Source organism: Sphingobium chungbukense, assembly GCF_001005725.1.
Classification (GTDB): domain Bacteria; phylum Pseudomonadota; class Alphaproteobacteria; order Sphingomonadales; family Sphingomonadaceae; genus Sphingobium; species Sphingobium chungbukense.
Genome location: NZ_LBIC01000001.1, coordinates 787,201 through 810,712, shown reverse-complemented (window position 1 = coordinate 810,712; position 23,512 = coordinate 787,201). Strand labels below are relative to the sequence as shown.

The 23,512-nt window shown below is 63.3% G+C and carries 26 protein-coding genes; 17 read left to right on the top strand and 9 right to left on the bottom strand.

Going from position 1 to position 23,512, the window contains the following annotated elements:
- Positions 1-59 precede the first annotated feature (59 nt).
- Genes pyrE through YP76_RS03985 form a run of 5 tightly spaced genes read left to right on the top strand, consistent with a single transcriptional unit; the run spans position 60 to position 3,828 of the window.
- A complete protein-coding gene (gene pyrE, locus YP76_RS04005) occupies positions 60-641 on the top strand; it encodes an orotate phosphoribosyltransferase (RefSeq protein ID WP_046762268.1) in 582 nt (193 codons plus the stop codon).
- A gap of 7 nt (positions 642-648) precedes the next feature.
- Positions 649-1,386: a pyridoxine 5'-phosphate synthase gene (locus tag YP76_RS04000; RefSeq protein ID WP_046762267.1), complete on the top strand. Its 738-nt coding sequence runs from the start codon at positions 649-651 to the stop codon at positions 1,384-1,386.
- 13 nt (positions 1,387-1,399) lie between these two features.
- Positions 1,400-1,801 carry a holo-ACP synthase gene (gene acpS / locus YP76_RS03995; protein WP_046762266.1) on the top strand — a complete coding sequence of 134 codons (402 nt, stop codon included), beginning with the start codon at positions 1,400-1,402 and terminating at the stop codon, positions 1,799-1,801.
- A 31-nt stretch (positions 1,802-1,832) separates the two neighbouring features.
- Positions 1,833-2,723, top strand: coding sequence for a signal peptidase I (lepB, locus tag YP76_RS03990; RefSeq protein WP_046762265.1), 891 nt, complete (start codon positions 1,833-1,835; stop codon positions 2,721-2,723).
- Positions 2,724-2,745: 22 nt separating this feature from the next.
- Positions 2,746-3,828, top strand: a complete 1,083-nt coding sequence (locus YP76_RS03985; RefSeq protein ID WP_046762264.1) for an AI-2E family transporter — start codon at positions 2,746-2,748, stop codon at positions 3,826-3,828.
- 54 nt (positions 3,829-3,882) lie between these two features.
- Here YP76_RS03985 and YP76_RS03980 read toward each other — a convergent pair whose 3' ends face one another.
- The gene (locus YP76_RS03980; protein ID WP_046762263.1) at positions 3,883-4,440 is read right to left on the bottom strand and encodes an FKBP-type peptidyl-prolyl cis-trans isomerase; all 558 of its coding nucleotides are present in this window, start codon (positions 4,438-4,440) and stop codon (positions 3,883-3,885) included.
- A gap of 84 nt (positions 4,441-4,524) precedes the next feature.
- The gene (rpsU, locus tag YP76_RS03975; RefSeq protein WP_004208618.1) at positions 4,525-4,731 is read right to left on the bottom strand and encodes a 30S ribosomal protein S21; all 207 of its coding nucleotides are present in this window, start codon (positions 4,729-4,731) and stop codon (positions 4,525-4,527) included.
- Positions 4,732-4,955: 224 nt separating this feature from the next.
- On the opposite strand from rpsU, the gene YP76_RS03970 reads away from it, so the two are divergent.
- The 6 genes from YP76_RS03970 to YP76_RS03945 all read left to right on the top strand — a co-directional run bounded on the left by YP76_RS03970 (position 4,956) and on the right by YP76_RS03945 (position 11,300).
- Positions 4,956-5,714: a class II aldolase/adducin family protein gene (locus YP76_RS03970; RefSeq protein ID WP_046762262.1), complete on the top strand. Its 759-nt coding sequence runs from the start codon at positions 4,956-4,958 to the stop codon at positions 5,712-5,714.
- Between the two features lie 72 nt (positions 5,715-5,786).
- On the top strand, positions 5,787-7,649 hold the full coding sequence (locus YP76_RS03965; protein WP_046762261.1) for a CHASE3 domain-containing protein: 1,863 nt from the start codon (positions 5,787-5,789) through the stop codon (positions 7,647-7,649).
- 44 nt (positions 7,650-7,693) lie between these two features.
- The gene (locus YP76_RS03960) at positions 7,694-8,944 is read left to right on the top strand and encodes a putative DNA modification/repair radical SAM protein (RefSeq protein WP_046762260.1); all 1,251 of its coding nucleotides are present in this window, start codon (positions 7,694-7,696) and stop codon (positions 8,942-8,944) included.
- Positions 8,945-9,073: 129 nt separating this feature from the next.
- Positions 9,074-9,370 (top strand): hypothetical protein, encoded by a 297-nt coding sequence (locus YP76_RS03955; RefSeq protein ID WP_157035641.1) that lies wholly within the window; start codon positions 9,074-9,076, stop codon positions 9,368-9,370.
- A 53-nt stretch (positions 9,371-9,423) separates the two neighbouring features.
- Positions 9,424-9,888, top strand: a complete 465-nt coding sequence (locus YP76_RS03950) for a hemerythrin domain-containing protein (RefSeq protein ID WP_046762259.1) — start codon at positions 9,424-9,426, stop codon at positions 9,886-9,888.
- A gap of 5 nt (positions 9,889-9,893) precedes the next feature.
- Positions 9,894-11,300 carry a UdgX family uracil-DNA binding protein gene (locus YP76_RS03945; protein ID WP_046762258.1) on the top strand — a complete coding sequence of 469 codons (1,407 nt, stop codon included), beginning with the start codon at positions 9,894-9,896 and terminating at the stop codon, positions 11,298-11,300.
- Positions 11,301-11,306: 6 nt separating this feature from the next.
- Here the strand turns inward: YP76_RS03945 and YP76_RS03940 are convergent, their stop codons facing one another.
- Together YP76_RS03940 and mgtE are read right to left on the bottom strand one after the other, a co-directional pair.
- Positions 11,307-11,705 carry a DUF1489 family protein gene (locus YP76_RS03940; protein ID WP_046762257.1) on the bottom strand — a complete coding sequence of 133 codons (399 nt, stop codon included), beginning with the start codon at positions 11,703-11,705 and terminating at the stop codon, positions 11,307-11,309.
- 42 nt (positions 11,706-11,747) lie between these two features.
- Positions 11,748-13,175 (bottom strand): magnesium transporter, encoded by a 1,428-nt coding sequence (gene mgtE, locus YP76_RS03935; protein ID WP_046762256.1) that lies wholly within the window; start codon positions 13,173-13,175, stop codon positions 11,748-11,750.
- A gap of 156 nt (positions 13,176-13,331) precedes the next feature.
- On the opposite strand from mgtE, the gene YP76_RS03930 reads away from it, so the two are divergent.
- Positions 13,332-13,784, top strand: a complete 453-nt coding sequence (locus tag YP76_RS03930; RefSeq protein ID WP_046762255.1) for a peptidylprolyl isomerase — start codon at positions 13,332-13,334, stop codon at positions 13,782-13,784.
- Here the strand turns inward: YP76_RS03930 and YP76_RS03925 are convergent.
- The gene (locus YP76_RS03925; protein ID WP_046762254.1) at positions 13,771-14,442 is read right to left on the bottom strand and encodes a hypothetical protein; all 672 of its coding nucleotides are present in this window, start codon (positions 14,440-14,442) and stop codon (positions 13,771-13,773) included. The two genes, YP76_RS03930 and YP76_RS03925, sit on opposite strands and share 14 nt — an antisense overlap.
- On the bottom strand, positions 14,442-14,993 hold the full coding sequence (locus YP76_RS03920) for a hypothetical protein (RefSeq protein WP_046762253.1): 552 nt from the start codon (positions 14,991-14,993) through the stop codon (positions 14,442-14,444). Before YP76_RS03920 ends, YP76_RS03925 begins: the two co-directional genes overlap by 1 nt.
- Positions 14,994-15,303: 310 nt before the next feature.
- Here YP76_RS03920 and YP76_RS03915 point away from each other — a divergent pair, with 310 nt between their 5' ends.
- Positions 15,304-15,864: an outer membrane protein gene (locus tag YP76_RS03915; RefSeq protein ID WP_046762252.1), complete on the top strand. Its 561-nt coding sequence runs from the start codon at positions 15,304-15,306 to the stop codon at positions 15,862-15,864.
- Between the two features lie 183 nt (positions 15,865-16,047).
- Here YP76_RS03915 and ppc read toward each other — a convergent pair whose 3' ends face one another.
- Positions 16,048-18,744, bottom strand: a complete 2,697-nt coding sequence (gene ppc, locus YP76_RS03910) for a phosphoenolpyruvate carboxylase (protein ID WP_046762251.1) — start codon at positions 18,742-18,744, stop codon at positions 16,048-16,050.
- A gap of 114 nt (positions 18,745-18,858) precedes the next feature.
- On the opposite strand from ppc, the gene YP76_RS03905 reads away from it, so the two are divergent.
- Positions 18,859-20,313, top strand: coding sequence for an ATP-binding protein (locus tag YP76_RS03905; protein ID WP_046762250.1), 1,455 nt, complete (start codon positions 18,859-18,861; stop codon positions 20,311-20,313).
- Positions 20,310-20,768, top strand: coding sequence for a low molecular weight protein-tyrosine-phosphatase (locus tag YP76_RS03900; RefSeq protein ID WP_046762249.1), 459 nt, complete (start codon positions 20,310-20,312; stop codon positions 20,766-20,768). The genes YP76_RS03905 and YP76_RS03900 overlap by 4 nt, the downstream gene beginning before the upstream one ends.
- 432 nt (positions 20,769-21,200) lie before the next feature.
- Here the strand turns inward: YP76_RS03900 and YP76_RS03895 are convergent, their stop codons facing one another.
- Both YP76_RS03895 and YP76_RS03890 read right to left on the bottom strand, forming a co-directional pair.
- On the bottom strand, positions 21,201-22,148 hold the full coding sequence (locus YP76_RS03895) for an NACHT domain-containing protein (protein ID WP_046762248.1): 948 nt from the start codon (positions 22,146-22,148) through the stop codon (positions 21,201-21,203).
- A 183-nt stretch (positions 22,149-22,331) separates the two neighbouring features.
- Entirely contained in the window at positions 22,332-22,880 is a 549-nt protein-coding gene (locus YP76_RS03890) for a hypothetical protein (RefSeq protein ID WP_232307434.1), read from the bottom strand.
- Positions 22,881-22,893: 13 nt separating this feature from the next.
- Here YP76_RS03890 and YP76_RS28550 point away from each other — a divergent pair, with 13 nt between their 5' ends.
- Together YP76_RS28550 and YP76_RS03885 are read left to right on the top strand one after the other, a co-directional pair.
- The gene (locus tag YP76_RS28550; RefSeq protein WP_232307433.1) at positions 22,894-23,076 is read left to right on the top strand and encodes a hypothetical protein; all 183 of its coding nucleotides are present in this window, start codon (positions 22,894-22,896) and stop codon (positions 23,074-23,076) included.
- 44 nt (positions 23,077-23,120) lie between these two features.
- A complete protein-coding gene (locus YP76_RS03885; protein WP_046762246.1) occupies positions 23,121-23,510 on the top strand; it encodes a cupin domain-containing protein in 390 nt (129 codons plus the stop codon).
- Positions 23,511-23,512 lie beyond the last annotated feature (2 nt).

Sequence of the window (23,512 nt, the reverse complement as noted above, 5' to 3'; positions counted from 1 at the left end):
GGGAAAGACATGGCGTTCGCGCTGAGCGGACGGCATGGACGAATGGATCGAAGATTTAGATGACCGACGAGGAAGTATTAGCGGAATTCAGGGCTGCCGGCGCGTTGCTGGAGGGGCATTTCATCCTGTCTTCGGGCCGCCGCAGCGCCAACTATCTTCAGTGCGCCCGCGTGCTGATGAATGCCGAGCGCGCCGGCCGGCTGGCCCGCGCGACGGTGCAGCAACTGCCGCGCGAATTGCGGCAGGAGATCGATCTGGTGGTGTCGCCGGCCATGGGCGGCCTCATCATCGGCCATGAGGTCGGGCGCGCGCTCGACAAGGATGCGGTGTTCCTGGAGCGCCCGGAGGGCACGTTCGAACTGCGTCGCGGCTTTGCCATCACGCCCGGCCAGAAAGTGCTGATGGTCGAAGATGTCGTGACCACCGGCCTTTCCTCACGCCAGGCGATCAAGGCGGTCGAGGCCGAAGGCGGCATCGTCGTCGCGGAGGTCGCGCTGGTCGACCGTTCGGCCGGCGAGGTCGAGCTGGGCATACCCTTCTATCCGCTCGTCAGCATCAATTTCCCGGTCTATGACGCCGATCAGCTCCCGGCCGAACTGGCCGCGATCCCGGCGATCAAGCCCGGCAGCCGAAAGCAGTAGGACGGCCATGCCCCACTCCCCCGCTCCGCTGCGCCTGGGCGTCAACATCGACCATGTGGCGACCATCCGCAATGCCCGCGGGGGCGAGCATCCCGATCCGGTCAAGGCCGCGCTGCTGGCGGTCAAGGCCGGGGCGGACGGCATCACCGCCCATCTGCGCGAGGATCGCCGTCATATAAGGGATGAGGACATCGCCACGCTGATGGCGGCGCTCACCGTGCCGCTCAATCTCGAAATGGCGGCGACGCGGGAGATGCTGGGCATCGCGCTTCGGCACCGGCCCCACGCGGCCTGCATCGTGCCGGAAAAGCGCGAGGAACGGACTACCGAGGGCGGCCTTGACGCCGCCGGGCAGATCGAGGCGCTTCGCCCCATTGTCGAGGCGCTGGGCGAGGCGGGGGTGCGCGTCAGCCTGTTCATCGAGGCCGATCCGGCGCAGATCGAGGCCGCGATCCGCCTGGGCGCCCCGGTGGTCGAGTTCCACACGGGCCGTTACGCCCATGTGACGGGTGCCGAGCGAGCGGAAGAGTTGCGTCGCATCGCCGACGCTGCCGCGCTTGCCGCCAAGAACGGCATCGAAGCGCATGCGGGTCATGGCCTGACCTTCGACAATGTCGGCCCGATCGCCGCGATTCCGCAAGTGGCCGAGTTGAATATCGGCCATTTCCTGATCGGCGAGGCGATTTTCAGCGGCCTGGAGGGCAGTATCCGCGAGATGCGGCGACAGATGGAGCTGGTCCGATGAAAGCGGCAAAGGCGTGATCATCGGCCTGGGCTCCGACCTCTGCAATATCGAGCGGATCCAGCATTCCCTCGACCGCTTCGGCGAGCGATTCGAGAATCGCGTCTTCACCGAAATGGAACGCACCAAGGCCAATCGCCGCCCCTTCACCAAGGCGGGAACGCTTGCCAAGCGTTTCGCCGCCAAGGAGGCCTTTTCGAAGGCCGTGGGAACGGGCTTCAAGAAGGGCGTGTTCATGAAGGATATCGGCGTCGTCAACGCCCCCAGCGGCGCGCCGACGCTGGCACTGACCGGCGGCGCGCTCGGCCGGCTCGAATCGCTGGTGCCCGCGGGCCATCGCCCGGTCGTTCACCTGACGCTCACCGACGATCATCCATGGGCACAGGCATTTGTGATCATCGAAGCCCTGCCGTTATGATGGCGGGGCGCCACGAGCCGGAAATCCTTCCATGACGGCAGCCGACATGACCGAGAACCATTCCACGCAAGAGCCGTCGACCACTCCATCCTCCGAGCCGGAAAAAATCCCGGTCAACTGGTGGCAGGAGGCGAAGAGCATCAGCCTGCTGATCCTGGCGGTGCTGGCCTTCCACAGTTTTGTCGCCAAGCCCTTCTACATCCCCAGCGAATCGATGATGCCGGTGCTGCTGAAGGGCGACCGGCTGGTGGTGAGCAAATTTCCCTATGGCTGGTCCTATGTCTCGCCGAGTTTCCATCCCCTGCCCTTCCTGAAGGGACGGATTTTCGGTCACATGCCCCAGCGCGGCGACATCGTCATCGTCTCGCCGCAGAACAAGCGCGAGGATTATATCAAGCGCGTCATCGGCCTGCCCGGCGACATATTGGAAGTGCGCGGCGGCCAGGTCGTGCTGAACGGCGTGCCGGTTCCCCAAAAGGTGCTCAAGCCCATCCGCATTCCCGTGGACGGCAACGCCCCCTGTCCGGCGATGCAGTTCCCTGGCGCGCTCATGACCGACGCCAATGGCAAAAGCTGGTGCGAGTTGCCGGTACGGCAGGAGGTGCTGCCCAATGGCAAAAGCTATGTGGTCATCGACATGGGGCCCAGCACGCTCGACTGGTACGGGCCGGTGCGGATACCCGAAGGACATGTCTTCCTGATGGGCGACAATCGCGACAACAGCGCCGACAGCCGCGCGCCGCTGGAGGAAAACGGCCTCGGTGGACCAGTGCCGTGGGAAGCGATCGGCGGTCGCGCGGAATTCATCACCTTCTCGCTCGATGGCGATTCAAGCTGGAACCCGCTGAGCTGGCTCCACGCCTTCCGCAGCGGAAGGGCGGGGAACAGCCTGCGCCCGGCGAGCGTTGCCGTTCCGAAATAAGCTTTTGCAAAAGAGGTGCGGGTTGAGCGGCAAACAGGTTCATATCGAACAACCCGGCCCCAGCGAACTGCACAGCCCGCTGATCCAGCATGAGGTCAGACGGGCGGGGGTCTGGTTCGCCCTGGGCATCGCCGTCGCGCTGGTCGTGCTGCTGGCCCAGCCGCTGTTGCTGATCATGGGTGCACTGGTGCTGACGACGATGATGGACGGCGGCACCCGGCTGCTGGGGCGGATACTGCCGATCGGGCGGGGCTGGCGACTGGCGATCGTGTTGGTCGCCGCCCTCGCCTTCCTCGTCTATACCTTCTATCTCACCGGATCGAGCCTGGCGACGCAGGCGCAGGCGATGCGCACCATCGTCGAAACCCAGGTCAACCGCATCGGCGGCTGGTTGCAGCAAATGGGCGTCACCACCACGCCGGAGGATTTCAAGAGCCTCGCCAGCCAGGCCATGAACTCGCTGGGCCGGGTGACGGCCGCGGTCGGGACGGCAGTGGGCGCCATCACCAGCGGCGTGATGATGCTGGTGCTTGCGATCTTCATCGCCATCGAACCCAAACTATATGAACGCGGCGTCGCCTGGATGCTGCCGATGGACAAGCGCAACCACTTCTATGCCGTTGCCGACCGGATGGGCTGGACGCTGCGCCGGCTGATGTTCGGACGGCTGATCGGCATGGCGGTGGAGGGTGTCGGCACCTGGCTGCTGCTCTGGGCGGGGGGCGTGCCGATGGCGGGCTTGCTGGGCATATTGACCGGATTGTTCGCCTTCCTGCCCAATATCGGCTCGATCATTTCAGGCGTGCTGATCGTGCTGGTCGGCTTTTCGGCGGGTCCCCATGCGGGACTTTATGCCTTTGGCGTCTATCTGGTGGTGCAGATCGTCGATGGCTATCTGATCGTGCCGATGGTGGCCAAGCGCGCCACCGACCTTGCCCCCGCTTTGGTGTTGGCGGCACAAATCCTGTTCGGCGCATTGTTCGGTATCATGGGTCTGTTCCTGGCCGATCCCATCGTCGCCATGGTCAAGGTCTGGCTGGAGGAACGCGCCAAGACGCTGGAGGCGAGGGTAGAAAGCGCCGCTGCCGTCCCCGTCACGGCATAAGAAAAAGGGCCGGGAAATCCCGACCCTCTCTCTTTTTCGACTGTCACACGCGGATCAATGCCCGGACGGCGGCATCGCGCCCTGCTGCTGCATCATCTGCTGCATGCGCATGATGTCCGCCTTGGACTTGAAATCGTGCAACTGGACATCGAACACCAGCACCGAATTGGCCGGGATCGGCCCCGCCGCCTGCTCGCCATAGCCAAGCTGCGGCGGAATCCACAGGCGGTACTTGCCGCCCTTCTTCATCTTCTGCAGGCCTTCGGAGAAGCCCGGGACGACACCATCGACCGGCATGGCGGTCTGCGGGTTCTCGTCGAACACGGTGCCGTCGAGCAGCGCGCCCTTATAGCCCACCAGCGCCACGTCGGCGGCCGTCGGGCTGGGGCCGGTGCCTTCTTCCAGCACCTTGTACTGCAAGCCCGATTCGGTCGTCACCACGCCCGCCTCATGCGCGTTACGCGTGAGGAAGGTGGCCGGCGACGGCTCCACGCCACGCTGCCCGGCCCAGGCCAGACCGCCAGCTGCCAGCGCAACCGCGGCAACACCGACCCAGAGGCGCGTCAGCGACCCCTTGGCGATAGGACGAAGGGGAACAGCTGTCGTGGACATGAACCTGGGCCTCGCAGTTGGTGCGGGTGTATTTTTCAGCAGAAGAACGGGACGATCAGGCGACCGCCCCGGTAACGACGATCCTTAACGGACGCCGTCGCGCTCGGCGCGCTTGCGCTCCAGCTTGCGGGCGCGGCGAACGGCCGCCGCCTTTTCGCGGGCGCGCTTTTCCGAGGGCTTCTCATAGTGACGGCGCAGCTTCATCTCGCGATACACGCCCTCACGCTGCAGCTTCTTCTTGAGCGCGCGCAGGGCCTGGTCGACATTGTTGTCGCGAACGATGATTTGCATAAGCCAGTCAAACTCCAGTCGAAAACGGACGGATCGCCAGGAAACATAACCCTTCCCGACGGGCCGCCCGAATGAAATAGCGGTGAGTCGCCGCAGGTCACCCTGCGCCGTGTGGGGCGCGCCCTACCAGCAGAGTCGCGCAAATTCAACCCAAAAGCCGCGCCTCTCGACACGGGACACCGCAAAGCGGATAGTCCCCGCATAAACCAAGGAGGAGGATCGCCATGGCAACCGCCGTCCCCAAACCCACCATCTCCGCCAGCGAATGGGAGGCACGCCAGCAACTGGCGGCCTGTTACCGCGTCTTCGACCATCTGGGCTGGTCGGAACTCATCTACAACCACATCACCCTGCGCGTACCTGAAGAGGAAAATGCCTTTCTGATCAATCCCTTCGGCTTGCTCTACAGCGAGGTGACGGCATCGAACCTGGTCAAGATCGACATCGATGGCCATGTACTGGACGGCAGCCCCTATCCGGTCAACCGCGCCGGCTTCACCCAGCACAGCATCTTCCACCGCCATCTGCCCGATGCGCATTGCATCATCCATACCCACACGACAGCCGGCATGGCGGTGAGCGCGACGCAGGAGGGGCTCACCGCCACCAATTTCTATGCCGCCGCCTTCATCGACAGAATCGCCTACCATGATTTCGAAGGGGTCACGATTCGGCCGGAGGAAGGCGAAAGGCTGATCGCGCATCTCGGCGCCCGCCGGATCATGATGCTGCGCAACCACGGCACGCTGGTCATGGCGAAGAGCCTGCCGCAAGCCTTTCTGACCCAATGGATGCTGCAACGCGCCTGCGAGATCCAGGTCGCCACCGGAGCAGCCGGGACGCCCGTCGAGATTCCCCCGGATGTCATCGCCGTCCACCAGCGCGACCTTTCCGGCGTGCAATTGCCCGCGGGACCCGGCGTACCCGATTTCGAGGCGATGGTCCGCAGGATCGACCGGATCGATCCGGGCTGGCGCGGCTGAACCGCGGCGATTTCAAGGGGCGCGGCGCATCCTGCTTGCCCCCGGCCTCTTATTTCAGCATCTTGCGGCCCCATGCCCGCAATCCGCCCGGAACGCTCGATCATCCTGCTGCTGCTGGCGCTACTGATCGTCGTCGTCGCGGTCGGCAGTACCTATTGGCTCTACGCCGTGCAGCAGCGCGTCAATATCTGGGTCCAGCATACGCTGCGCGTCGAAAACCAGCTCTCGACCCTGCTGCTCCATGTGCAGGAGGCTGAAAGCAGCCAGCGCGGGTTCATGCTGACACGCGAGGATTCCTTCCTCGGCCCCTATGACAGCTTCCGCCGCCAATGGCGCGGGGAACTGGCTGCTCTGAGGGCCGAGATCCTTGACAATCCGCCCCAGGCGCAAGCTGTCGAAGCGCTGGAAAACCTGCTCGACGACCGGCTTTTCCTGATGCGCACCGGGATCGAGCGTCGCCGCAGGGACGAAGCGATCGCCCCGGACGATTTCCACGCCGGCATGGTCACGATGGCGAAGATCCGCGCCCAGGTGGCGGCGATGCGGGCGCGTGAGGCGCTGTTGCTCAAACGCCGTACCGCCAATGACAATCATCTGGGCATGCTGGTATCGGTCGGCATGGCGGTTTCCGCCGTGTTGGTCACGCTGCTGGGCGCCCTCGCGCTGCGCACTGCCCATCGCCGGGTGGCCGAAGCGACCGAAAACCAGCTGGCGCTGAGCGACGCCAACAAACGCCTGATCGCAGAGGGGCAGGAGCGCGAATCCGCCGAAGCACAATTGCGCCAGATGCAGAAGATGGAATCCATCGGCCAACTGACCGGCGGCATCGCCCATGATTTCAACAATATGCTGGCCATTGTCATCGGCTCGCTCGACATTGCGCGCCGCCGCCTGACACGGGACATCGATCCGCGCATCGCCAGGGGCATCGACAACGCCGCTGAAGGCGCTCAGCGCGCCGCGCAGCTGACCGCGCGATTGCTTGCCTTTTCCCGCCAGCAACCGCTCGACCCGCAGCCCACCGACGTCAACAAGCTGGTCGGCGGCATGTCCGAATTGCTGCGCCGGACGATCGGCGAGAGCATCCGCGTCGAAACCGTGCTCGCGGGCGGGCTGTGGCGCGCCAGCATCGATGCCGGCCAGCTTGAATCCGCGATCATCAACCTGTGCGTCAATTCGCGCGACGCCATGCCGACAGGTGGCCGGTTGACGATCGAAACAGCCAACGCGCATCTCGACGATGCCTATGTCGCGGCCCATGGCGACGTCGAGGCGGGTCAATATGTCATGGTATCGGTGACCGACAGCGGAACCGGCATGCCCTCCGAGGTGGTGGAACGCGCATTCGACCCCTTCTTCACTACCAAGGGCGTCGGCAAGGGCACCGGATTGGGGTTGAGCCAGGTGTTCGGCTTCATCAAGCAATCGCGGGGCCATGTGAAAATCTATTCCGAGCCCGGCCAAGGCACGATCATCAAGATATATCTGCCTCGCCATTATGGACCGGATGTCGCGATCGGCAGCGTGACGGTCATGCCGACGGAACTGCCCCGTGCAAGGGCGGAGGAGATCATCCTGGTGGTCGAGGATGAGGAACGGGTCCGCCATATGTCGGTCGATTCGCTGCGGGAGCTGGGCTACATCATCGTTCAGGCCTCCGATGGGGAGCAGGCGCTGGAAATGCTGACCATCCAGCCGCGGATCGACATGCTGTTCACCGACATCGTCATGCCCGGCATCAACGGCCGTGTGCTGGCCGACCGGGCACGGGAAAGCCATCCCGGCCTGAAAATCCTCTACACCACCGGCTACACCCGCAATGCGATCGTCCATAACGGCATGCTCGACCCCGGCGTATCCTTCCTTGCCAAGCCGTTCACGCTGGATCAACTGGCAGTGAAAGTGCGGCAGGTGCTGGACGCCGTGGAAAACTGATCCGGATTATGGACAGCGATAAAACGAACATATAGTGAACAATCATGACCGCCCTTTGTACCCGGCAAAAGCTGGAAATCCTCGCCGACGCGGCAAAATACGACGCGTCCTGCGCATCGTCCGGCACCGCGAAACGCGACAGTGCATCGGGACGGAAAGGCGGCATCGGCTCCACCGAGGGAATGGGCATCTGCCATGCATATGCACCTGACGGCCGGTGCATATCGCTGCTCAAGATATTGCTGACCAACAGCTGCATTTTCGACTGCCATTATTGCATCAACCGCCGGTCGAGCGATGTGCGCCGGGCCCGCTTCACGGTGCGGGAAGTGGTCGACCTGACGCTGAATTTCTACCGCCGCAACTATATCGAAGGCCTGTTCCTCTCTTCCGGCATCATCCGTTCATCCGACTATACGATGGAACAGCTCGTCGCGGTCGCACGCAGCCTGCGCGAGGAGCATGATTTTCGGGGCTATATCCACCTCAAGACCATTCCCGATGCAGACCCCGAACTGGCGCACCAGGCAGGCCTCTATGCCGACCGCTTGTCGATCAACATCGAACTGCCGACCGAGCAGGGCTTGCGGAAACTGGCGCCGGAAAAGGACAAGCGACGGATCGAGGCGGCCATGGCCGGGATGCGCGACGCGATCGAGGACGGGGCGGATGCCAGCCGCCGTTACGCCCATGCGCCGCGCTTCGCACCGGCGGGCCAGTCGACGCAGATGATCGTCGGCGCGGACCAGGCGGACGACCGCGCGATCATCCGGCAGGCCAGTTCGCTCTACGGCCGCCACAAGCTGCGCCGGGTCTATTACAGCGCCTTTTCACCCATAGCCTCGCCCAGCAGCGTGCTGCCACTCAAGCGCCCGCCACTGATGCGGGAACATCGGCTGTATCAGTCGGACTGGATGATGCGCTTTTACGGCTATTCGGCGCAGGAACTGGAGAGTGCCACCGATCCCGAGACCGGCTGCCTTCCGCTGGATATCGACCCAAAACTCGCCTGGGCGCTGCGGCACCGCGACGTCTTTCCGGTCGATATCAACCGCGCCCCACGCGAGGCGCTGCTGCGGGTGCCCGGCCTGGGCGTCAAGGCGGTGGAGCGCATTATATCGAGCCGCCGCCATCGACGCTTGCGGCTGGACGATATCGCGCGGCTGACCCGGAGCATCGCCAAACTGCGTCCTTTCCTGATCGCCAGCGACTGGCGGCCGGTCCAGTTGGCCGATCGGCTCGACCTGCAAAGGCGGCCTGCGTCGCCTGACGCGCAATATGAGCTTTTTCGATGAGTCGCAGGCATTTTGCCGTTGATCGGTGCGGCGGTTCATGTTTTTCTTGTCCAACGCAAGGAAAGGGTCGGATTTTTGGCGACGAAGTGGAACGATGGCGCACCGCACCGCACGGGGTATGCTCGGCGGATGAGCAGCCATCTTGCCGCCGCGCTGGTCGTTTTCTGCCTGCTTCAGATCTTCATCGTCGCGAAGATGGGCGGTTCGCTGCTGCTGCATCTGGGCATCATCATCGCAATCGGCGGCTTTGCCATCGCGGCACGCGGATTGGAACGGCGCTGGGAGATGCTCGATCAAAGCGGCCTGTCTGCCCACGGGCTGGCCGTCCGCTTCCGCCGCGACCTCCTGCAACTCTGGTCCGCCAGCATCATGGGCGGGTTGCTCTGGATTCCCGTCGCGATCATCTTTCGCGCCCTGTTCGGCTGAACCCAAAGCCGCGATCCCTCGTTGTTCCTTCCGGATAAGAAGGAGCATGCCCCATGGCCGACGCCAGCATTTTCGATCGATTGAAGCAGGATCACGACGCCCATCGCCAGCTATTCGACAAGATGTCGGATGCAAAGGACGATCCCGACCGGCTGGAAAAGCTGTTCGAGCAATTCAAGGTGGAAGCGACCGCCCATGCCGCGGCGGAGGAGGAAACGCTCTACGCCACCATGCTGGCGCGGCCCGACCTGCGCGAAGATGCCCAGCATAGCGTGTCGGAACATAAGGAAATCGACGATTATCTCGAAGAATTGGAAGGCGTTGCCTTCAACGGCGAGGAATGGAACCGTATTTTCGCCCGACTGAAGAAGCGTTACCTCCACCATATCGACGAGGAAGAGGAGGAGATGTTCCCGGATACCGCCAGGGAATTGACGGCGGAAGAGGAGCAGGAGCTGGCAACCCAGTTCGCCCGGCGCAAACCGGCGGAATTGCAGCGCGCGGAAGGGGACGATTAAGCGCCATGTATCGTGCGCGGCTGAACGGGCCGGATGATTTCGACGGTTGGCGCCAGGCCGCGCGCACCTTTGCCCTAGCCGGAACGGCACCGGCCGACATTGTCTGGCAATGCGGAGATGCGGACGATCTGTTCGCCACGGACGAACCGCCGCCTCCTGCCGAAGCGGCTGCCTTTTTCGTCCCACGCACCTTCGTCGAGCTGGCCGAGACGGCTATCCTGCACCGCGATCCGGAACGTTTTGCGCTGCTTTATGCCTTGCTCATCCAATCGCGCGATCGCCCGGCCAGTCTGGAAGACCGGGCCGATCCGCTGGTCCGCAGGGTGGAGGGGTTGGCCAAGGCCGTCCGACGCGATCTGCACAAGATGCGCGCCTTCGTCCGCTTCCGGGAACTGGCAACCCCGGACGGGCCGCGCTTCGTCGCCTGGTTCGAGCCGGAGCATCATATCGTACGTGCCAATGCCGGCTTCTTCGTGCGGCGCTTCGCATCGATGCGATGGTCGATACTGACGCCCGAGATCAGCATCCATTGGGATGGTGAAACGTTGTCCGAGGGGCCGGGCGCCACCTGTCAGGATGCGTCGGAAAACGATCCGGTCGAGCAGATCTGGAAGGGTTATTATGCGGCGATCTTCAATCCGGCACGGCTCAAAATCGGTGCGATGCTTTCCGAAATGCCCCGCAAATATTGGCGCAACCTGCCTGAAGCCGCGCTTATTCCGGAATTGGTGGCCGGCGCCCAGGCACGGGAGGCTGCCATGATCGCCACGCCGCCCACGCCCGCCCGCCCGAAAATCACCCACCACGGGAATGCCGCCACCGCATGGCATGCATTGCGCGAGGAGGCGATGGGCTGCACGCGTTGCCCGCTCCATCGCGACACCACACAGACGGTATTCGGGGAAGGACCGGTGGATGCGCGACTGATGTTCATCGGCGAACAGCCGGGCGATCAGGAGGATTTGGCGGGCCGCCCGTTCGTCGGTCCGGCCGGCCGCCTGTTCGACCAGGCCCTGGAGGAAGCCGGGATCGACCGGGGGCGAACCTATGTCACCAATGCCGTCAAGCATTTCAAGCATGAGCGGCGCGGCAAGAGGCGCATCCACCAGACACCGGAAACCCCCGATATCCAGGCCTGCCGCTGGTGGCTGACACAGGAATTGGAGTTGATCCAACCCCGCATCATCGTTGCCCTGGGCGCCACGGCGGGACGCGCACTGCTGGGCAAGGCCGTGACGATCAACCGCCTTCGGGGTGCGCCGATCGCGCTGGAAAACAAGGTTCAGGGCTGGATCACTGTGCATCCCAGCTATTTACTGCGGGTGCCTGACGAAGCGCACAAGGTGGAGGAACGGACCCGCTTCGTCAAGGAATTGCGGCATATAGGCGAGCAGTTGAAGGCACTTACCTGAACCGTTTCAGAGCAGGCCCAGCCGCGACAACTCCCCCAACATGGACGGAGGCATGGCATCAAGGTCGCTGACCTCGCCCGCGCCCAGATCGGGCGGCGCATCCTTGCCTTCCAGATAGCGCCAACCCTGATGGGCGCGCTTGGGCTGCGCCCGCACAGCGATCAGACGCGGCTCCAGCCGAATCCAGTAACGCCCCTGCCCGGTTTCCTGAAAGCCGAGGATCGGGCTGCGGCCGACAAGCTGATGCCCGTGTATCCAGTAAAGAGAACCGCCGGCCAGTTCCTCCACCCGCTTGGGCAGATAGCGCGTGGTCAGCCGCGCCTCCTCCGCATGATTCTCCAACCAGGTCCTGAGCGTGGCGGGGCTTTCGCTCTGGAAAGCGATCTTGGTGAGGTGCAGCGGCATGGCGAAAAGATCGGGTGCCCGAACAGGCCGGTCAAGGGCGGGCTACAGCCCCCAGACCGTCGCCAGCCCAAGGAAAGAGAAAAAGCCCATCACGTCGGTCATCGTCGTCACGAAAACGGCGGACGAAACGGCGGGATCGACATTCATCCGGTCCAGCACGACCGGGATCAATATGCCCGACAGCCCGGCCACCAGATTGTTGATCAGCATGGCGAGCGCGATGACGATCCCCAGATCGTGATTGCCATAGATCAGTCCCACCGCCACCCCGATCAATATGCCCAGCGCCGTGCCGTTGGCGCAGGCGATGCGGAATTCGCGGAGAATCTGGCGGACGGTGTTGGAACTGGTGAGTTGGTTGGTGGCGAGCGCACGCACGGCCACCGCCATGGTCTGCGTTCCCGCATTGCCGCCCATGCCCGACACGATCGGCATCAGCACCGCCAGCACGACATATTTGGATATGGTCCCTTGGAACAACCCGACCACCGAAGCCGCCAGGATAGCAGTGCCGAGGTTGACCACCAGCCAGGACAGGCGCGTGCGCACCGTTTCCCAGATCGGCTGGTTGATGTCGCCCTCACCCGCGCCGGACAGGCGGAGGATATCCTCACCCGCCTCCTCGGAGATGATGTGGACGATGTCGTCCACGGTGATCATGCCGACCAGCCGCCCGCTGCCGTCCACCACAGCGGCGGAAATGAGCGCATATTTCTGGAACCGCAGCGCGACCTCTTCCTGGTCCATGTCGACCGGGATCAGCGTCTGTTCGCGCTTCATCAGGTCGGCCATGGCGACGCTGCGCGGGCAGGTCAGCACCCAGCTCAACTGGCAGGTGCCGATCGGCCTGTGGGCTTCGTCGACGACGAAGATTTCCCAGAAATCCGACGTCAGGTCGCGATTATCGCGCAGATAGTCGATCACCTGCCCGACCGTCATATGCTCCGGCACCGCGACCAGATCGCGCTGCATCAGGCGCCCGGCGGATTCCTCGGGATAGGAGAGCGCGCTTTCGATGGCGGCGCGGTCCTCCGGCTCCATCGCTTCGAGGACGGCCTGCTGGTCGGCCTCCTCCATATCCTCGATGATCGCGACCGCGTCGTCGGTGTCCAGTTCGGCGGCGAACTCCGCCACCTGCTCGGGCGCGAGTGCGTCGAGAATATCCTCGCGGACATAATCGTTGAGTTCGGACAGAACCTCCGCGCCGACCAGATCGCCCAGGGCGGCCGCAACCTCGCCGCGCCGTTCGGTCGGGGTCAGTTCGAGAAGGTCGGCAATGTCGGCGGGGTGCAGTGGCGAAACCAATTCGCGCGCGCGCTCCCGGTCATCCTCCTCCACCGCGTCCAGCACGGCGGAGACGAATTCGCCCTTCAGCCGGTCATCCTCGTCATGACGGGATTCGGTTTGTTCAGCGGCAATATCGCCCAATTCGTCCGGCCGGGGTTCGGCCGTATCGGCTCGTTCGCTCATCGCGTCCCCTACTGTCCGGTTCCTGTAACATGTCGCTGCTTTTGCCGATGCTCGTCACAATTGCAATGCCCCAACCGCCGATGAAGCGCTTCCATCCACGCCTTTACGCTCTATATGAACGGACATCCGCGTTTTTCCCCCAAGAGAGGATCTTTCATGGCCGACGAAACCCTGACCCTTACCCTCGACAGCGGCGGCGACGTCGTCATCAAGCTGCGCCCGGACCTTGCCCCCGGCCATGTCGAGCGCATCACCGAGCTCGTCAAGGACGGCTTCTATGACGGCGTCGTCTTCCATCGCGTCATCCCCGGTTTCATGGCCCAGGGCGGCGACCCGACCGGCACCGGCATGGGCGGTTCGAAGCTGCCCGACCTGAAGGCCGAATTCAGCCGCGAACCCCATGTCCGCGGCGTCTGCTCCATGGCCCGGGCGATGAACCCGAACAGCGCCAACAGCCAGTTCTTCATCTGCTTCGACGATGCCACCTTCCTTGATGGCCAGTACACCGTCTGGGGCGAAGTCACGTCCGGCATGGAGCATGTCGACGCCCTGCCCAAGGGTGAACCGCCCAAAACCCCGGGCAAGATCCTGAAGGCTACTGTTTCTTAAGAAGCCCATCGGTGGCGGAGATGGCATTACCCGTCTCCGTCGCTTGCGACGCGGGCGGTTCATAGGACCCGATGCTCTCGATATGCCAGCGGCGATCCGCCTCGCTGGCTCCCGGCACGTCATTGACCCGCCGCAACGTCACCTGCCGCAGGCGGTACCAGGGCTTGCCATTGGCGGCGAGCCGGCCATAGACCTGCACCGGCACGGTGACAAACAGCGATCCCGCCGCGCCCTCCACGTCGCCCGGCGCGCCGACATTGGCATGCACCTCGCTGAAATTGCGGAAGCGCGCGGCGAAACGGGCATCGTCCTCGGCGCCGATGGCGCTGTTGGCGTTCCACAGATCCTGCGCGTCGTCGTAGCGCTTTTCCTCCAACAGGCCGTAATAGCCCTGCACCACTTGCGCGGCGCCCTGCGGCCCCTTGGGATCGACCGAATCCTCTTCCACCACGGGTTGTGGCCCGACCGGAAGGCCCCCCGCTGTCCCCGGAGCGGGCGGCGTCAGCGGTTCCATCACCGCCTGCGCCTCCGCCCGGACGTTATTCTCCACCTGGGCCGCGTTGGCGCCATTGGCGAGATTGTCGATCGCACTCTCCTCCCGGCCGTCGCAGGCCGACAGCAGAGCCAAGCAGAGGGCTGCACCATAACGAACCCGCATCAGTCGCGCCGGCTCCGCCAGCCGTCGCGCCGGGACCGCCCGCCGCCATCCGAACGGGCACGGGGCGACGTGTCCCGATTCCAAGTCCTTGGTGTCGTCATATCCTGTCGTCCCCTTCCTGACTGGGACTGGGCATTGGGTCGCGTCGCGCCCCAATCGCGGTTCCAGCGGTTGCCATCGCCATCCGGACGATCCCGCCAGGACGGACGCGAGCCGCCGCCATTCCAGGTGTCGCGCCGGCCACCGTCCCGCCGCGCTTCCCGGCGGCCTTCCCAATAGCGGCGCTGCCCTTCATTCCAGCGATGACGGCTTCCGCCCCGGTCATAGACATAATAGCCGCTGCCCGGATAGTAAAAGCCGTCATACCAGCCGCTATAATAGCCGGGCCGGTAATAGCCCGACCCCCAATAATCATCATAATAGCCGCCGCCATAATAGCCGGTGCCGACGCTCACACCGCCATAATAGCCATCGTCATAGCCGCAGCCGCCAAGGGCAAGCGTGCCGACAAGGCCGACCGCGGCCAGGAGCCTTTGTCCGGTCCAGGTCATCGCCTTTCTCCTTATTCCTTCATCCTGTGCCGGGATAACGCGCCACGCTTGAATTGGTCGTGAATGAGCAGTTCACCCTTGTTTATCCAGGGTTCAGACAAGAGGGCTTCCGTTCATCCCCCCGACAGAAACCGTTGTATTCATGACACAAACGGGGGATGGGGCGGGTTTTCCGGTCCGGTTCATGCAACCTTCATGGTCCGAAGGGGATTGGTTGGATATCGCAGCGCCGCTTGAAGCAGCCTGACGCGATTGCCGGAGGGTCCACACCTGCGGCCACTGATTTTCCAACAAGTGAAGGGGAAACCCCATGAAGACTCTGCTGTTCACAGCGGCCGCTGCCGCGTTGCTGATCCCGGTTGCCGCCAATGCCCAGGCACCGCAGGACGACGCAGGATCGCGCCGCATCGAACCTTATGTCGGCGTGATGGGCGGCATCCATAATTTCGACAGCGAAACCGGCAAGGAAGGCATTCCGCCGGTCGGCTACAGGGGCCGTCTCGTCGAAGGCGTGGCAGGCGTGAACGCCCGCGTCGCGGGTCCGGTGGTCGTCGGCGTCGAAGGCACGGCATCCAAGGGCGTCAGCGGCGATATCGACTGGGAATATGGCGTGGCGGGTCGCGCCGGGGTGAAGGCGGGCAAGGACAGCCTGATCTTCGGCAAGGTCGGTTATAAATGGGTCAATTTCGACGCGCTCGGCCCCGACAGCCGCGATTATCACGGCATGACCTATGGCGCTGGCGTGGAACTGTCGCCTGCCGACATGGGCGGATCGGCGCAGAGCAGCAACATCCGCTTGCGCGTGCAGGCCGACACCATGGGCAATTTCAGGTCCATCCGCCCGATGGCGGGTGTCGTCGCGAAATTCTGATCTGACGGCTTGGACGGATCGTCCCTTGCGATCCGTCCATATTTTCCAGCCCTCCCCCAGGGAGGATTGGGGTTTGGGGCGGCCATCGGACTGCGGCCGTCCCAGATTCCCCCCGACAAAATCAGGACGATGCAAGCGACACGATGGAAGAGTTCGGCGACTTAGCCAGCCGCGTCACCCTTATCAGCCGCTGTTGCGCAGGGCCGTGGCGATGGCGTTGATCGACAGTTCGATGCCTTCCTTGATACGCGGGTCGTCTTCGCCGCCGCGGTGGCGCTTCATCAGTTCGACCTGGAGCAGATTGAGCGGCTCGATATAGGGCAGGCGCAGGCGGATCGAACTGTCCAGCTTCGGGTTTTTCTCCAGCAGGCGCGATTGGGCGGTCGCCGCGAGCAGCCCGTCATGGGTCATTTCCCACCCTTCGCGAATGCGCTCGAAAATCACTTGCCCCTTGGTCTGGTCCTCGACCAGCGGGAGGTAATGGGCGGCGATGCCGAGGTCGGACTTGGCCAGCACCATCTCCAGATTGGCCATCGCCGATTGCAGGAAGGACCAGTGCTGCGCCATGTCGGCCAGCAACGCCTTGTCCTCGAAAGCGGAAAGCGCGTGGCCAACGCCATACCAGCCCGGCAGCATCACCCGCGCCTGCGCCCAGCTGAACACCCACGGAATGGCGCGCAGATCCTCGATCCGCGTGCTTTTCGTACGACTGGCGGGACGCGAGCCGATCTTGAGGCCGGAGATTTCCTGGATCGGCGTCAACTGACGGAAGAATTCCTTGAATCCTTCCGTCCCGTAGACGAGGTCGCGATAGGCGGTGAAGGCGGTCTTCGACAATTCGTCCATCGCGCCGGCGAAGCGCACCGCGTCGCGGTCCGAAATCGTCTCCGGTTCCAGCGACGCCAGCAGGGTAGCACTGGTCGTCGCCTCCAAATTGCTCATGGCAACATCACGGGTGCCGAATTTGGCCGCGATCACCTCACCCTGTTCGGTGATGCGAATGCGTCCCTGCACCGTGCCCTTGGGCTGCGCCTGGATGGCCGCGAAGGAGGAGCCGCCACCGCGTCCAACCGCGCCGCCACGTCCGTGGAAGAGCTGCATCGCGGTTCCGGCCTCGGCAAATACGGGCGCAAGCGCCTTGCTCGCCTGGAACAAACCCCAGGTGGAGGTGATGTAGCCGCCGTCCTTGTTGCTGTCGGAATAGCCGATCATCACTTCCTGATGGCCCCGTCCCTGCACCACGCCGGCGATTTCGGGCAGGCCGAAATAAGCGCCCATGATCTTGGGCGCAGCCTCAAGGTCGGCGATGGTTTCGAAGAGCGGCACCGCCATGATTTCGGCCTGCGGCGTGCCATCCGCGCCGAGCCGCCAAAGGCCCGCTTCCTTGAGGATGATGTTGACTTCCAGCAGGTCGGAGACGCTCTCCGCCTTGGAGATGATATAGTGGGTGATGCATTGCGGGCCGTAGACGCGATGCGCCTCGGCTGCGGCAAGGACGATGGCGAGTTCCGACGCCGTCTGTTCGGAATATTCCGAAAAACGCGTGCCGAGCGGCCGGTTGTTCGCCAGTTCGCGGCGCAGCAGGGCGATGCGGGCATATTCGTCGAGCGACGCATAGTCCGCCTCCACCCCGGCGACCTTCAGCAGTTCGGCGACGACGCTCTGGTGCACGTCGCTGTTCTGCCGCATGTCCAGCGTAGCGAGATGGAAGCCGAAAGTCTCCACCGCGCGGATCAGGCGACCCAGCGCGCCGCCCGTCGCCAACGCGCCATTCCCCTCGCTTGCCAGCCCCTGCGCGACCGTCACCAGATCGCGGCGCAGATCGGCCGGGCTGGCATAGGCGTCACCCTTCAGCGCCGAGGGGCGCGATGGGTTTTTGCCGACAAGGGCCTGATAGGTGGCGGCGAGGCGAGCGTAGATGCCGGAAATGGCGCGGCGATAGGGTTCGTCCTGACGGCTGGGGGAGACGTCCCCGCTGGCATCGGCGAGGTCCAGCACCGCCTGCGGCACATGGGCAAGCTCGGTCGAGAGCGACAGTTCCGCGCCCAGGGCGTGGAGCGCGTCCATGTAAAAGCTCAGCGCCGCCTCGCACCCCTTGGCGAGGGCAAGGCGAAGTTGCGGGGCCTGGACGAAGGGATTGCCGTCCCGATCGCCGCCGATCCAGTTGCCGACGCGCAGGAAGCTTGGCGGGCGGGCGTCCAGCACGCGTTCCCAGCGCGCATAAAGGGCCGGCAGGACGGGCAGGAACACGTCGCGGAAATAGGCCAGGACATTTTCGATCTCGTCCGCGACGAACAGCTTTTCGCGGCGTAGCGGGCGGGTCTGCCAGAGGAGGGCGATCTGGCGGAAGATCGCCTCGTCGAGATTCTCGCCTTCGTCGGTTTCGCTGCGGCCGTTGTCCTTCAGCAGCATCAGGTCGGCGATGCGGTTCTTGTGATCGATCATGCTCTTACGCCGCACCTCGGTCGGATGGGCGGTGAGGACAGGCACGATCAGCGCATGAGAGAGCAGGTCGAGTATGGCCTTGCGATCGATGCCGTGGGATTCGAGCTTTTCCACGGCAGAGGCGACGTCGGCGCCGGGCTCCGCCGCGACGCCCTGGCGGTCTTCAGCCAGATTGGCGAGCATGGAAAACAGCATGAAACCGCGCACGAAAGCGAGCGTGTCGTCCAGGCTGAGCGCATCCAGGCCGGTGTCGACCACGTCCGCGCCATGCAGGCCCCGCGCCCGGTCGACCGAGGCGGAGCGGATATATTCGGTCTGCTTGTAGATCTTCTCCCCGCCATAGGCGCGAATGACGTCGCCCAGCAGACGGCCAAGGTAACGGATGTCGGGGTTCTGCGTGATCGCAGGGGCGGATGAAGATGCGGGAGTCGCCATGAGGGTCGATGCTGCATCGCAACAATCGGACGGTCAAGTTAATCCGCTGCCAAGCACGGCGGATCGACCAAAGCGGGTTGCGCAAAGACCACAGGCTGGGCCAAAGGACATGGTGTGACCGCCAGCATCAGCATAGGAAACGACAGCAACGGCAATGCCGTTCTGGTCGATGTCGAGGAATTGCTCGCCACCCGTCTGCTCGTCCAGGGCAATTCGGGCTCGGGCAAGTCGCATCTTCTGCGCCGTCTGCTGGAGGAAAGCGCCACACTCGTCCAGCAGGTGGTGATCGATCCCGAGGGCGATTTCGTTACGTTGGCCGATGAATATGGCCATGTGGTGATCGACGCGGGCGACTATAATGAGCGCGAGATCGTCAAGATGGCGACGCGGATTCGCGAGCATCGCGCATCGGTCGTGCTGAGCCTCGAATCGCTGGAACTGGAGGCGCAGATGAAATGCGCCGCGACTTTCCTGTCGACCCTGTTCGACGCGCCGCGCGATCATTGGTATCCCGCCCTGGTGGTGGTCGATGAGGCGCAGATGTTCGCGCCGGTGGCGGCGGGCGATGTGTCGGACGAGGCGCGGCGGCTTTCGCTGGCGGCGATGACGAACCTCATGTGTCGCGGGCGCAAACGTGGCCTGGCCGGAGTGATCGCGACGCAGCGGCTGGCGAAGCTGGCCAAGAATGTCGCGGCGGAGGCATCGAACTTCCTGATGGGGCGAACCTTCCTCGACATCGATATGGCCCGCGCCGCCGACCTGCTGGGCATGGAACGGCGGCAGGCGGAGCAAATCCGCGATCTGGAGCGCGGACGGTTCCTGGGGCTTGGCCCGGCGATCGCGCGGCGGCCGGTGGCGGTGAAGATCGGCTCGGTCAAGACCGGCACGCGCGGCGGGACGCACAAGCTTATGCCGCCGCCGGTCGCCGCGACCGAGGATTTGCAGGAATTGCTGTTCGCAAGTGCCGGTGAGGACGAGGCCCTCCCCCCTCCCCCACCGCGCGCGGAGCCGCCGCCGCTGCCTGCCGAGGAATTGATGCGGGCGCTTGCCGCCACACCGTCGGCCAAGCCTGCCGCGCCGGAACTCGACTTCGGGCAGAATGAGCCGGTGGTCATTGCCGTGCTGGAGGAGATCGTCGCCGATCTGGGCGAGGCGCAGCCCAGCGTGTCGACGGTCTACCAGGATTTCGGGGTGCGTTGCCGGATGAAGGGGTTGCGTACGCCACCGCTCGACCTGCCTGCCTTCCGCAAGCGCTTTGCGATGGCGCAGGCGGGGATGTTCGACGCCGCCGATCCGCGATGGGCGGACGCGATGAAGGCGGCCGAACCGGTGCCGGAAGATATGCTGGCGCCCTTCCTGCTGATCGCGCGGGCAGCGATGGAGGGTCTGCCTTGCCCTGACGATGGAGCGCTGGCGCGGGCCTATGGCACGAGTTCGCCGGGGCGGGTGCGGCGGCTGATCGATTATATGGAGAAGCTGGGCGTGATCGTGGCGCGTACCGATTTCGGCGGGCGGCGGTCGATCGGAGTGCCGCACCTCGGGCTTTCCACCGCGGCGGCAGAGGGATGAGCATTTCGGTCCTGTTCGTGTGTCTGGGCAATATCTGCCGATCGCCGCTGGCGGAGGCGGCGCTTCGGGCCGAGGCAGAGCGGGCCGGTGTCGTCATAGAGGTGGATTCGGCCGGAACCGGCGACTGGCATGTGGGATCGCCGCCCGACAAACGGGCACAGGCCGTGGCATTGCGGCACGGGATCGATATTTCGGGCTATCGCGGGCGACAGGTGACAGCGGACGATTTCCGCCAGTTCGATCATGTCCTTGCGCTAGACAGCGAAAATCTGCGGAATTTGCGAAAGTTACGACCTGCAGACGGGAAGGCGGAATTGCGGCTGCTGATGGATATGGTGCCGGGGCGCGAGGGTAGTGGCGTAACCGATCCCTATTTTGGCGATGATGCAGGGTTCGACATCACCTGGGACGATGTGACACGCGCTGCAAAGGCGATCGTGGAATATTGGCTCTAGAAATGCCATCACTGACAATCACCGCGTCGCCCTCGCCATCTGATCCAATTACACCAAAACCATACACGGGATTGAATGGCCACCAAGGCAAAGCAAGAAAAATGTTATTTTTCAATAATTTAATGGTGCCGGGGACGACATCGAACTGAACGGTTAAGTATATGAAGTATAATAAAAATATTGCTATTGACTTTTGACGATACCATTAAAAATACCATCAAATTTCGTTCATTTTAGGTTCTGGCTTTGTTCGCGATAAGACGCCTTATTTTTGCGTCGAAGGGTTAGGAAGGACGTCCGTCGCGAATTCTGTATCGGTCGGCCTCATATCGATGCTCCCCGAATGCTACGCAGGTTAGAAATACTTATGCTTTTGGCCGTCAGACTGTCGGAATTTGGTGAACCAGTATCAGGGGGCACTGTGTTGAACGGCTATGCACGGCGCGGCCGCCTGATCGTTTGACGTACTTGCCGGGTGAAAACGCCCCCCAAATTGGAAGATGCGCCGAAATAGCTGCGAACCACTTCCTTAAGGTCTTTCGGCAGCATCCCCACCAGGGTCCCGAAGGAGAAAGTGAAATCGTCGTTCAAGTTCAGCGGCGTGAGCGGTTCATGCACGGCGATATCGGTGCCAGCAAGACGTAGCCGCTCTTCCTTCTCCTGAATGAGGCGTTTGCCCCTGAACCGTACGACGCGGTCATACCCGGTACTCTTGACCTCGGCGATAGCGGCCTGAGCGAGATTGCGGGCTTCATCGCCGTCACGATCGACGGAAGCCTTGCGTGACGCATCATCGTAGACCGCGCGCGAAAATAGACGATCAATTAGGATCGCGCCGATGGCGGGAATCGCAGCATCGGGCTTGATCTGCTTCACCGTCGACTGCAACTGGAGCAGAGAAAGAAGCAAGAAGAAGAGGAGATTATGCTCGGTTCGCATCGCAGCGAGGATGTGCACTTCGAGATCTCCGCCTAGCTCGATAGGCCCATCGCCAAACAGTTCCAGAATCGGTAGCCATATTGACGTGGTGGGCAAGGCGCTACGCAGGGCTGCGTTCCCACCAAGCATTTCAGCAAGGAAGCTGAAATATTCCAGGTGGATCGTTCCGACGGCATTGGACAAGGTGTCCGGCCAGGCGCAAAAAACCTGCCGATCGGGCGCATCGCGTAAGAATTCAAGCACACCGTCGCGAACGAGGCGGGAATAGATTGGCTGACCGCTGGGTCCTGGTACCTTGCTCACCAGCCGTTCGGCCACTAGGAACTCGGCGAAAGAACGGTGGCCGAAATAGTAGATATCTCCGCTCTTCTTCTCGAGAATCGACCCGCTCAGATACTCTCGCTTGAGCGCTTCGAGATCGGCCGCCTCTCCTTGCGGCAAGCGTCACCCAATTGACGCGCACCGATCCGCAATAAGGCAGCGAGGCTGGCGCGCCAGAAAGCGACGCGGCAACTTCCTTGGCAATCGGGTTCGCCGGGTCGAGCGCGGCGGTATCGAAGCGATACCGCATGGGCAACCGCGCCGAGAGGTCAGCCAAGAAATCCAGAAATGCGGGATCAACGGTCACAACGCCATACTCGCCCAGTTCCGGTCAAATTCGAGGTAGGCGTTAGCAAGCTTTGCCGGCAACGGATCGCTCAGCGCCGTGTGATAGACGACTTTCTCGCCGCGAAGATGGACCCCGTGCCGAGTCAGGTTCATCGAGCCTTCAATATAAAAAGAAGGTGCCAGAATGCCCTTCTCATGAAAGCTCGCATGGCCAGTGCGAGCGTTCATATTCGCGGTCCCGCGGATCAGCGGCATGTCGAGGAAAGCATCGGACCGCTCATTGCGAGTAGTTACCAGGCGCACCTCTATGGTTTGCGCCAGAAGATGCAGATAATCGGAAAAGTGTATCCAGGGAGTGTCGGCGAGACGCGGAAACAATGCGGCATAGTCGCGGAAGCGGTTATCGAACAGCGCGAAGTCGGTGATCCACGGGCTGGCAAAATACACCGCGCGGTGGGTTGGTCCCCGGAGCAACAAACTAGCGAGCGCCGAGCGCAGCAGATCCGGGAGCGGCCAGCCACCCCCATGCGTCCAAATGTCGCGGCTGGGTACGAACTCGCTCATGTAGGCGATCCCGGTGCACGCACCGCAAAGCGCAACAGCCATATCGCCGTCGTCGGCGCGGATCGCCCTCGACTGCGTCAACATGATCCGCGACTTCGTGCAGGGGAAGGCCCTGGTGCCGCACGCCCGCATCGCGCCCGAGATATTGGCGGATAGTTCGATCCCCTTGAAGGACGCGGCCCTGGCGGCTGCCTGATACCACGCGACCGCTCTTCAGGCGGCGCGTCCAGGAGACGGACCATGACGACACAGGACGAGAACAATCCGCCTCCCGGTATCATCTGGCGGCGCACAGCCGATCTGGCCTGGAACGATCTCAACATAGCCGGGACGCCGCTCGCAGGGGCTCCCGTCTATGCCAGCGACCTGGGGGTGCGATCTTCCTTCTACCGCATGGCGGCCGGCGACATGCTCAAGAAGCACCGGCATATGAAATGGGTGCAGGTCATGGTCGTCGAGGGTGCCATGGAAGTAACCCAGGATGGCGAGGAGCCGTTCGTGGCCCGTGCCGGCGAGCTCTATTTCGTGCAGCCCAGGCATCCCCATACGGAGAAGGCGATCGAACCCTCGCTCATCCTCATCACGACGGCAGAGCCTCCGCCACCGGCGGTGAAGAAGCGGCCTTCATGAAG

Bases quoted from the DNA above. Each gene is read 5' to 3' on its own strand.
- pyrE (WP_046762268.1), top strand. From the start codon at position 60: ATGACCGACGAGGAAGTATTAGCGGAATTCAGGGCTGCCGGCGCGTTG.
- YP76_RS04000 (WP_046762267.1), top strand. From the start codon at position 649: ATGCCCCACTCCCCCGCTCCGCTGCGCCTGGGCGTCAACATCGACCAT.
- lepB (WP_046762265.1), top strand. From the start codon at position 1,833: ATGACGGCAGCCGACATGACCGAGAACCATTCCACGCAAGAGCCGTCG.
- YP76_RS03980 (WP_046762263.1), bottom strand. From the start codon at position 4,440: ATGTCCACGACAGCTGTTCCCCTTCGTCCTATCGCCAAGGGGTCGCTG.
- rpsU (WP_004208618.1), bottom strand. From the start codon at position 4,731: ATGCAAATCATCGTTCGCGACAACAATGTCGACCAGGCCCTGCGCGCG.
- YP76_RS03970 (WP_046762262.1), top strand. From the start codon at position 4,956: ATGGCAACCGCCGTCCCCAAACCCACCATCTCCGCCAGCGAATGGGAG.
- YP76_RS03965 (WP_046762261.1), top strand. From the start codon at position 5,787: ATGCCCGCAATCCGCCCGGAACGCTCGATCATCCTGCTGCTGCTGGCG.
- YP76_RS03960 (WP_046762260.1), top strand. From the start codon at position 7,694: ATGACCGCCCTTTGTACCCGGCAAAAGCTGGAAATCCTCGCCGACGCG.
- YP76_RS03955 (WP_157035641.1), top strand. From the start codon at position 9,074: ATGAGCAGCCATCTTGCCGCCGCGCTGGTCGTTTTCTGCCTGCTTCAG.
- YP76_RS03950 (WP_046762259.1), top strand. From the start codon at position 9,424: ATGGCCGACGCCAGCATTTTCGATCGATTGAAGCAGGATCACGACGCC.
- YP76_RS03945 (WP_046762258.1), top strand. From the start codon at position 9,894: ATGTATCGTGCGCGGCTGAACGGGCCGGATGATTTCGACGGTTGGCGC.
- YP76_RS03940 (WP_046762257.1), bottom strand. From the start codon at position 11,705: ATGCCGCTGCACCTCACCAAGATCGCTTTCCAGAGCGAAAGCCCCGCC.
- mgtE (WP_046762256.1), bottom strand. From the start codon at position 13,175: ATGAGCGAACGAGCCGATACGGCCGAACCCCGGCCGGACGAATTGGGC.
- YP76_RS03930 (WP_046762255.1), top strand. From the start codon at position 13,332: ATGGCCGACGAAACCCTGACCCTTACCCTCGACAGCGGCGGCGACGTC.
- YP76_RS03925 (WP_046762254.1), bottom strand. From the start codon at position 14,442: ATGCGGGTTCGTTATGGTGCAGCCCTCTGCTTGGCTCTGCTGTCGGCC.
- YP76_RS03920 (WP_046762253.1), bottom strand. From the start codon at position 14,993: ATGACCTGGACCGGACAAAGGCTCCTGGCCGCGGTCGGCCTTGTCGGC.
- YP76_RS03915 (WP_046762252.1), top strand. From the start codon at position 15,304: ATGAAGACTCTGCTGTTCACAGCGGCCGCTGCCGCGTTGCTGATCCCG.
- ppc (WP_046762251.1), bottom strand. From the start codon at position 18,744: ATGGCGACTCCCGCATCTTCATCCGCCCCTGCGATCACGCAGAACCCC.
- YP76_RS03900 (WP_046762249.1), top strand. From the start codon at position 20,310: ATGAGCATTTCGGTCCTGTTCGTGTGTCTGGGCAATATCTGCCGATCG.
- YP76_RS03890 (WP_232307434.1), bottom strand. From the start codon at position 22,880: ATGAGCGAGTTCGTACCCAGCCGCGACATTTGGACGCATGGGGGTGGC.
- YP76_RS03885 (WP_046762246.1), top strand. From the start codon at position 23,121: ATGACGACACAGGACGAGAACAATCCGCCTCCCGGTATCATCTGGCGG.